Source organism: Methanocorpusculum bavaricum DSM 4179, assembly GCF_000430905.1.
GTDB classification, from domain to species: Archaea; Halobacteriota; Methanomicrobia; order Methanomicrobiales; family Methanocorpusculaceae; genus Methanocorpusculum; species Methanocorpusculum parvum.
In genome coordinates this window covers 63,711-71,820 of sequence record NZ_KE387269.1, presented here as the reverse complement: position 1 = coordinate 71,820, position 8,110 = coordinate 63,711, and the positions used below count along the sequence as shown (strand labels likewise).

The 8,110-nt window shown below is 55.8% G+C and carries 5 protein-coding genes and 1 tRNA gene; 2 read left to right on the top strand and 4 right to left on the bottom strand.

Annotated elements, in window-relative coordinates:
• Positions 1–29: 29 nt before the first annotated feature.
• The gene (mutL, locus tag H575_RS07670; RefSeq protein ID WP_042700358.1) at positions 30–1,835 is read right to left on the bottom strand and encodes a DNA mismatch repair endonuclease MutL; all 1,806 of its coding nucleotides are present in this window, start codon (positions 1,833–1,835) and stop codon (positions 30–32) included.
• A complete protein-coding gene (gene mutS / locus H575_RS07665; RefSeq protein ID WP_042700354.1) occupies positions 1,832–4,429 on the bottom strand; it encodes a DNA mismatch repair protein MutS in 2,598 nt (865 codons plus the stop codon). The genes mutL and mutS overlap by 4 nt, the downstream gene beginning before the upstream one ends.
• A 381-nt stretch (positions 4,430–4,810) precedes the next feature.
• Here mutS and H575_RS07660 point away from each other — a divergent pair, with 381 nt between their 5' ends.
• Entirely contained in the window at positions 4,811–5,482 is a 672-nt protein-coding gene (locus tag H575_RS07660) for a nitroreductase family protein (protein WP_211213867.1), read from the top strand.
• A gap of 166 nt (positions 5,483–5,648) precedes the next feature.
• On the opposite strand, the gene H575_RS07655 is transcribed toward H575_RS07660, so the two are convergent.
• Both H575_RS07655 and H575_RS07650 read right to left on the bottom strand, forming a co-directional pair.
• The gene (locus tag H575_RS07655) at positions 5,649–7,040 is read right to left on the bottom strand and encodes an MATE family efflux transporter (protein WP_042700351.1); all 1,392 of its coding nucleotides are present in this window, start codon (positions 7,038–7,040) and stop codon (positions 5,649–5,651) included.
• A gap of 189 nt (positions 7,041–7,229) precedes the next feature.
• Positions 7,230–7,691 (bottom strand): phosphate-starvation-inducible PsiE family protein, encoded by a 462-nt coding sequence (locus H575_RS07650; protein WP_052320023.1) that lies wholly within the window; start codon positions 7,689–7,691, stop codon positions 7,230–7,232.
• A gap of 136 nt (positions 7,692–7,827) precedes the next feature.
• On the opposite strand from H575_RS07650, the gene H575_RS07645 reads away from it, so the two are divergent.
• Positions 7,828–7,901 (top strand) — tRNA-Lys (locus H575_RS07645).
• The last annotated feature ends 209 nt before the right edge of the window (positions 7,902–8,110 follow it).

Below are 8,110 nucleotides of genomic sequence, written 5' to 3'. Positions count from 1 at the left end.
ACTCGCTCCGCTCGCAATTCTCATTCGAATTACGTTCTGAGAAACATGCCTGCAAGCCGGGATTTCGACAGAACGATCGTCGTGGGTCGGCCGTGAGGGCAGGTGTACGGCGATTTCGTCGCCATCAGCTGGCGTAAGAGGCGCTGCATCTGCTCGATCGTAAGAGGCGTGTTCCCTTTTACGACGGCACGACACGCGGCGGTCTTCAGCACCCGGTCCAGGACCTCGTCGGTACTGCCGACCCCGTCAAGCGCCGCTTCCAAAATCGCGTGGATGACCTCCGGATCGCCCAAAGTCGAGGAGATGACCGGGACTGAGCGGACCATCCAGACGTCTTTTCCAAACGGCTCGAGCAGATATCCCGCTGAGGCGAGAACGTCCTGCAGATCGGGAAGGGCGGCGATCTCCTTTTTCGAGAGCGTGATTGGGAGCGGAACGATCAGTTCCTGGCCGGACTCCGCCGACGAGGCGCGGGCGAGCAGCTGATCGTACATGATCCGCTCGTGGGCCGCATGCTGATCGACGACGATCAGGTCGCCGGATTCGTTCTTCGCGAGGATATACGTATCCCCGATCTGGCCGAGGACTTCGGGAACGAAGATATCCGTTTCCGGCAGCTCCCCGGTCTCGGTCCGCCGAAGCTGCTTCTCCGTCTGCTTCAAAGGAGCCTGCCGGGTCACCTGTTTCGCGGAATACGCAGGCACCGGTTCTCCCACGATCTCTGCCGGCAGGGTCGTGACCGAATCATAGGCGGGGGCGGGCGAGGGGAGTGAAAACGACGTGAGCCTTGAACAAACCGAAGGTTTGTGATCCGGGGCGGGAGAAAAGACCCGCTCCTCATGCAGAGCCTGATAGACCGCATCCTGAACAGACCGCATAACCTCACGCTCGCGGGACAGACGGATCTCCCGCTTCGTCGGGTGCACATTCACATCCACCTCACGGGGATCGAGCGTGATGTCCAGAAATGCCGCGGGAAACATCCCTTTTGGAAGAAGCGTGCCGTATCCCTCGCGGATCGCCCACTGCAGCTGACGGGACGTCACCTGCCGGCCGTTTACCGCGAGATAAAACCGCGTCTGGGTCGTCTTCATCTCGGAACCTGGCCGCGTGATCCAGCCGTCGATCTTCACCGGACCGAAACTGCCGGAGACCGGGTTCAGCTCTTTTGAAAAGGATGAACCGAACACCGCCGCGATCACGTCAGGATACGAGCCGGTCCCAAAGGTCTGGAACCGTTCTTTGCCGTTGTACAGCAGAAAAAACGAGATGTGCCGGTTCGAAAGGGCGATCCTCTCGACCATGTCGTAGACGTGGGACAACTCAGTCGGAACGGACTTCTGGAACTTGCGCCGGGCGGGGGTGTTGTAAAAGAGCGCCTCAATGATAATGCTCGTTCCTTCCGGGGCACCGACCGCGGCGTGCGAGATCAGCTCTCCGCCGTGGATCACCACACGGGCCGCTTCGGGCGAGGCCGAACCCCGTTCCTTTGTCGTGAAGGTCACCTTCGAGATCGCCGCGATGCTTGCGAGAGCCTCGCCGCGGAACCCGAGCGTGGTTATCCCGTCGAGATCCTCCGGGCGGGATATCTTGCTTGTCGCATGCTGACGAAACGCGAGAAGAGCGTCGTCGAAGTCCATCCCGACCCCGTCGTCCGTGACCGAGATCCGGGTGATCCCGGTCTTATCCGCCGATATCCCGATCCTGATGATTTGGGCATCCGCGTCGACGGCATTTTCCACGAGTTCTTTCACGACCGAGGCGGCGCGTTCGACCACTTCGCCGGCCGCGATATGGCTTATCGTCTCCTCGTCGAGGATTTTTACCCGGCTCATTTCTTCTCCAGCATGGATTTGAGTTCGTTGATAAACATGAGGGCCTGCATAGGCGTCATCATATTCGGGTCGGCTTCACGGACCCGCTCCTCGACCGCTGACTGGACCGGCTCCGGGGCATCCATCAGAAGCATCTGCGTGTAGTATTTTTTCCCGCCGGAAGAGGCGTCTTCAGAAAGCGCCTCGCGGAGAAGATCCGCCGCCCGAACAAGGACCTTTTTCGGAACACCCGCGATCTTCGCCACATGGATACCGTAGCTCCGGTCGGTTGCGCCCGGAATGAGTTTTCGAAGGAACGTGATGTCGTGCTGATCCTCTTTGACGGCGAAGTGGTAATTCCGCACGCGCCTAAGCTCGGACTCCATTTCGATCAGCTGATGGAAGTGGGTCGCAAAAAGCGTACGGGGACCGGATCCTCCTTTACCGTGCAGATATTCGAGTACGGACCGTGCGATCGCATACCCGTCGACGGTGCTCGTCCCTCTGCCGATTTCATCGAGCAGAATGAGACTTTTGTCGGTCGCGTTGTTCAGGATGTTTGCGAGTTCGAGCATCTCGACCATGAACGTGCTCTGCCCCCCGGCAAGATCATCGGATGCACCGACCCGGGTGAAGACCCGGTCGACGATCCCGATCCGTGCAAATCCGGCAGGAACGAAGCAGCCGGTCTGGGCCATGATACAAATCAGGGCGACGCTTCGCATGTAGGTGGATTTTCCGGCCATGTTGGCGCCGGTGAGGATCAGGATCTGCTGGCCGATCGAACTCATCTCGGTGTCGTTTGGGACATAGCCGCCCGGAACGCTGTTTTCGACGATCGGGTGGCGGCCGTCACGGATGAGAAGTTCCGTTCCGGGAACGAGTTCGGGGCGGACGTAGTTTCCGGAGAGGGAAAGATCGGCGAACGCGGCGATCATGTCGATCGTGCCGATCGAACGGGACGCCTGCTGGAGTGCCGGGACGAACTGGCCGAGATGCGTGAGAAGGGATTCGAAGAGCGATATCTCGAGAGCAAGAACGCGGTCATCGGCCTGGGCCATCATCGCTTCTCGTTCGCGGAGTGCGGGGATCGTGAACCGTTCCCCGTTTGCGGTGGTCTGTTTGCGTTCGTAGGTTTCGGGGACGAGATGGAGGTTGGCCTTCGTGATCTCGATGTAGTAGCCGAACACGTTGTTGTAGGCGATCTTGAGCGAACGGATCCCGGTTCGTTCCCGTTCGGTCTGCTGGAGTTCGGCGATCCAGTCGCGGCCGTTTGCGACGATATGTCTGACTTCGTCAAGATCCCGGTCGTATCCTTCCCTGATGACACTGCCGTTTTTGTAGACGAGAGGCGGCTCGTCGACGATCGCGGAAAGAATCAGATCGGCGACGCCGTCAAAGGAGGGGATCTGTTCGAGTTCATCTTTGAGGAGGCCTTCGGCGCCGCAGAGTTCGGCGGTGAGTTCGGGAACGGCGGCCAGACTCGAGGCGAGAGCGAGAAGATCACGCGGCGAGGCGTTTCCGTAGGCGATCCGGCCGGCGATCCGTTCGATGTCGGTGAATCTGGAGAGGATGGTCCTGGTCCCGGAGAGGAGGACGGGGCGCCGGGTGAAGAACCCGACGGCGTCGAGACGATGATTTATCTTTTCCGGCGAGGTCAGCGGCCGGGTGATGGTGCTTCGCAGAACACGGCTCCCCATGGGAGTTTTGGTCCGGTTGAGAAAGCCGAAGAGGGTCGTATCATTCCGGTCGCCTCGGAGGGGATTGAGGATCTCGAGATTCCGGAGCGTGATCGCGTCCAGGATCATCGCGTCGTTTGCGTATTTTCTGGAGAATCCGCGGATGTGGGGGAGACTCGTTTTCTGGGTCTCTTTTGCATAGCGGAGAGCGGCTGCGGCAGCATTGATGCATTCTGCGGAACTGACATCGAATCCGTCCAAGGAGGAGACGCAAAATGCGGCGGTGAGTTCGGCGGCGCCGTCGGTGAAGAGGCCTGAGCGGCCGGGGGTGAGGACCCTGCAGGTGGAGGCGAGGTAGGTGATGAGGTCTGCGGAGATGCCCTGCGGAACAAGGATCTCAAGGGGATTGTACTGTTCTATTTCGGTGGCGAGTGCGGAAAATCCCGGTTCATAGGGGATCTCCCGGACGAAGAATTCGCCGGTGGAGATGTCGAGGAAGGCAAGACCCATGACGGTTTTTTTGGCGTCGGAACACAGCGCCATGAGGTAGCGGGCGGTGGGACCGGGGATGACGTCGGCGTCGATCGCCGTTCCCGGGGTGACGACCCGGACGACGTCCCGCTTTACGACGCCTTTTGCAAGTTTCGGGTCCTCGACCTGTTCGCAGACGGCGACTTTGTAGCCTTTGCGGATCATTCTGGGGAGGTAGAGGTCGACTGCGTGGTAGGGGATGCCGGCAAGGGGGATCGGGTTTCCGTCTGGATCTTTGGAGCGGGAGGTCTGGACGATGTCGAGTTCGCGGGCACAGATCTCGGCGTCTTCGAAGAAGGTCTCGTAAAAGTCACCCATCCGCATGAAGAGGATACAGTCGGGATATTTTTCTTTGAATGTTTTGACCTGTTCCATTGCAGGAGTGAGTTTTTTGGGAGAGGCCATGTTGGGAATATGTTGTCGGTGAAAGGGTATGAGGGTTTGGAATGCGGGTCAACCGCAGGTTGACCTCAGCGGAGCAAGTTTGAGTGAAGCGAAAACTTGCGAATGTGGGGCACGATGTGCCCTTAACTGAGCAAGTCTCTGCAGGAGACTTGCGACTGCGGGTCAACCGCAGGTTGACCTCAGCGGAGCAAAACACCGAAGGGGTTTTGCGACTGTGGGCCGATCCGAAGGGCTGACCAAATCGGCGGCCCAACCACCCCCTAACCCCAACCCAGCATACCCTACCTATACATTCTTATCAGATCAAACCCACATCAGCAGTAACGAAACGCACAACGTCAGCAGATCACGCAGAAGCGTTTCCCAAAGAAAAAGGAGACAGTGGAAACTACGATAGACATACAGCAGGCAATCAAAGAACGTCATTCGGTACGCAGCTTTACCGATCAGCCAATCGAAGGCGAGATAAAATCCTCCCTTCAGGAAGAAATCGAAGCATGCAATCGGGAAAGCGGACTCAACATCCAGTTGTGTCTCGATGAGCCCAAGGCATTCGGCGGCATGCGGGCACACTACGGGAAGTTTGAAAACTGCAAAAATTACATCGCCCTCATAGGCATGGCCGGAACCGATGAAAAATGCGGATATTACGGCGAGAGACTCGTACTGAAAGCACAGCAGCTCGGGCTCAACACCTGCTGGGTCGGGATGACGTACAGCAAATCGAAAGCACCCTGTGTATTGAACAAAGGCGAAAAGATCCAGATCGTCATTGCGCTCGGCTATGGCAAAACATCAGGTAAACCGCATAGATCAAAGGACATGATGCATCTCTGTAAAGTTGACGGAGAAATGGCAGACTGGTTCAAAAAGGGCATGGAGGCCGCAATGCTCGCTCCAACTGCGATCAATCAGCAGAAGTTCATCATAACGCAGAACGGAAACACCGTTTCGGCAAAACCCCTCCCCGCATTCTTTTCCAAATTTGACATCGGGATCGTCAAATATCATTTCGAGATCGGTGCAGGAAAAGAAAATTTCGAATGGGCATAGGATCTATGCCGCCGTCTCTCTCCGAAAAAATGCCGGATGCCGGAGGAGACATGAAACTTTTTTGCCTCAACCCCGGCCCCCTGCTCTTATCCCGCTGATACTGCGGACATCCTGATAAAAAAAGGTTCATCGGGTAATGCTGCATACCGCAGTCCCGATCGTTTTTTCAGTTTTCGGCAGGCGCTCCCTCTCCTTCGATCCTCAGCTTCTTCGTCTTCCATCCTCCGCGCATATAGAAGAACAGATCGAAACAGAACATCACGACCGTTCCGCAGACAGCTGCATACCAGATGTACTGGATCGGATACCCGCTGAGCGCAAAGAATGCCGAAAGACCGACCTGCACGATCATCTGACCGGCGATCGCCGAGTACATCCCCGGACGGGTCATACCTGCGCCGTTCATCGCAAATCCCATCGTCATAGCTATTGCTATGAGGAAATACGACAGCGGCACGATCTGCATAAACAGGATCCCGTCAGCAAGCGATTCGCCCGTCGCTCCGAAAAACTTCAGGAACTCCGTCGCAAACACCAGATACAGCGCCGCAACCCCGATCATAAACGCCGCATTGATCGCGGCCGCATATCTCACCGCTTGTACTGCCCGCTCCACTTTTCCCGCTCCGAGATTCTGACCCACCATTACGGCGACCCCCGTACACAGGCCCATCACGATGATCAGTCCCATCATATCCAGACGCAGACATATCCCGTATGCCGCAACCGCCGCCGTACCGTAAACGGCGATGATCGTGGTCATGGAAAGAAACGCCACACTCCGGATGCCGCTCTGGACCGCCGAAGGTATCGCGATCACGACGATATCGCGGATAAGCTTGGGCTCAAACGTCCACTTCTTTGGAAACCGGATCGGACTGTTCTTTCTTGACGGCAGAAGATACATCACGCCGATCAGGAGCAGAACGCCGATCGCCCGCGAGGTGAGGGACGCATAGGCGGAACCTGCGATACCGAATGCAGGCAGACCGCCAAGACCCATGATCAGTGTCGGGTTAAGAGCAATATTCACCACATTGACCCCGAGCATCACATACATCGGCGTCCTTGAATCCCCGGTGCTCTGGAAAACCGTCGTCAGCGTGATCAAAATCACCATCACGAACAGACCCATCAGCATCGGGGTAAGAAACCGCGCACCCTCCGCCGCGACATCGGGATAGGCTCCCATCAGAAGAAGCAGATTCTCTGAAAAGAACAATCCGATCACCGCCAGGATCGCCGAAAACCCAAGCGCCAGATACAGGGAGTGCAGCAGGATCACCTGGATACGTTCATACTTCTCCGAACCGTATGCCCGCGAGACAAAGGCCGCCGTGGCCGTCACAATGCCAAAGATCACCGTCGTCAGGACCATAAGCACCATAATACTCATAGTTCCGCCGGCGATGGACACATCACCCAGTTTGCCGATGAAATACATGTCCACGACCTCCAGTACGCTCTGAAGAAGGTTGCTGATAATGATCGGCAGAGCCACTATGAACAGGGCTTTGCCGACCGGTCCTTCAGTAAGGAAATTGCCGGAATTTTTCATCGTCACAATATCATACTAAAGGGATTTGAACGGTAATAAAGATTAATGGATTTAAATAGTTCCCCCGGCCCGCATGCGTTTATTGTCTGCCGACAAAATGCCGGCGCGGGATGCATGGTGAGATCCGACAGCGAACGGCCGTGAAAAAAAGAATTGTCCGGATTCAGAAAGTTCCGAATCTTTGTGCTTCTACGTCTCCTTCTTATCTCCCGACTCTGATAAAAACGACGCAACATTCCTATCCTCCCGCCCGAGATAGATCATCGCCACCGTAAGTCCGAGGATAACGATCGTCGTTCCGACGATATCGACAAACGTCAGATCGGTCACAAGAAGTCTTCTGACCATCGTCGTGACGCCCGCGATCAGAATCGGTCTGACAAGCACGCGCCCTGCACGCACATAAGACTGGACCATATCGATCAGTGTCGCGATAACAATGATCAAAAGAATGCCCTGAAGCACATTTGTGAGCGCCGCCTGTGTGGGGTCCTCAAGTGCGAAACTGATCATCTTGAGGGTCTCAAGGGTCCCGATAAGGGCGGTAATTATCAAAAGAGCCGCAATAAGGATGTAAATTGCGATCGTCACCAGGCTGCAGCCTTTCACTAGAAAACGCTGGGTCCGCGGGAACATATCCATATCTGCCATAATTAAGTAGGATATAGTTCCATTGTATAGGTAATAAAACAGTCTCCCTCTTTTCAGAGGGGTTGGGTGGTGTAAATCGTCATATTTATATGTGAATACATCATTCTATTACCGCTGTTTCCTAGATGAAACACAAGGGCCAGTAGATCAGTCAGGCAGATCGTCGGACTTTTAATCCGCAGGTCGGGGGTTCAACTCCCTCCTGGCCCGCTTCACGCTTTCGGGTTTTTTGATAAGGAAAAAATGCTTACAGCATACCTTATCTCATTTTATTCGATGCGTGTCTATCATCCATTACCACACCACCGGCGAATGTGTTCCCATTGGGCCATTCACAAGCCGAAGAACCAGACTTTTAAAAACTGAACCAGCTACCTGACATAATCAGCAGCAAGACACCGTATTCACACGAATCTGAT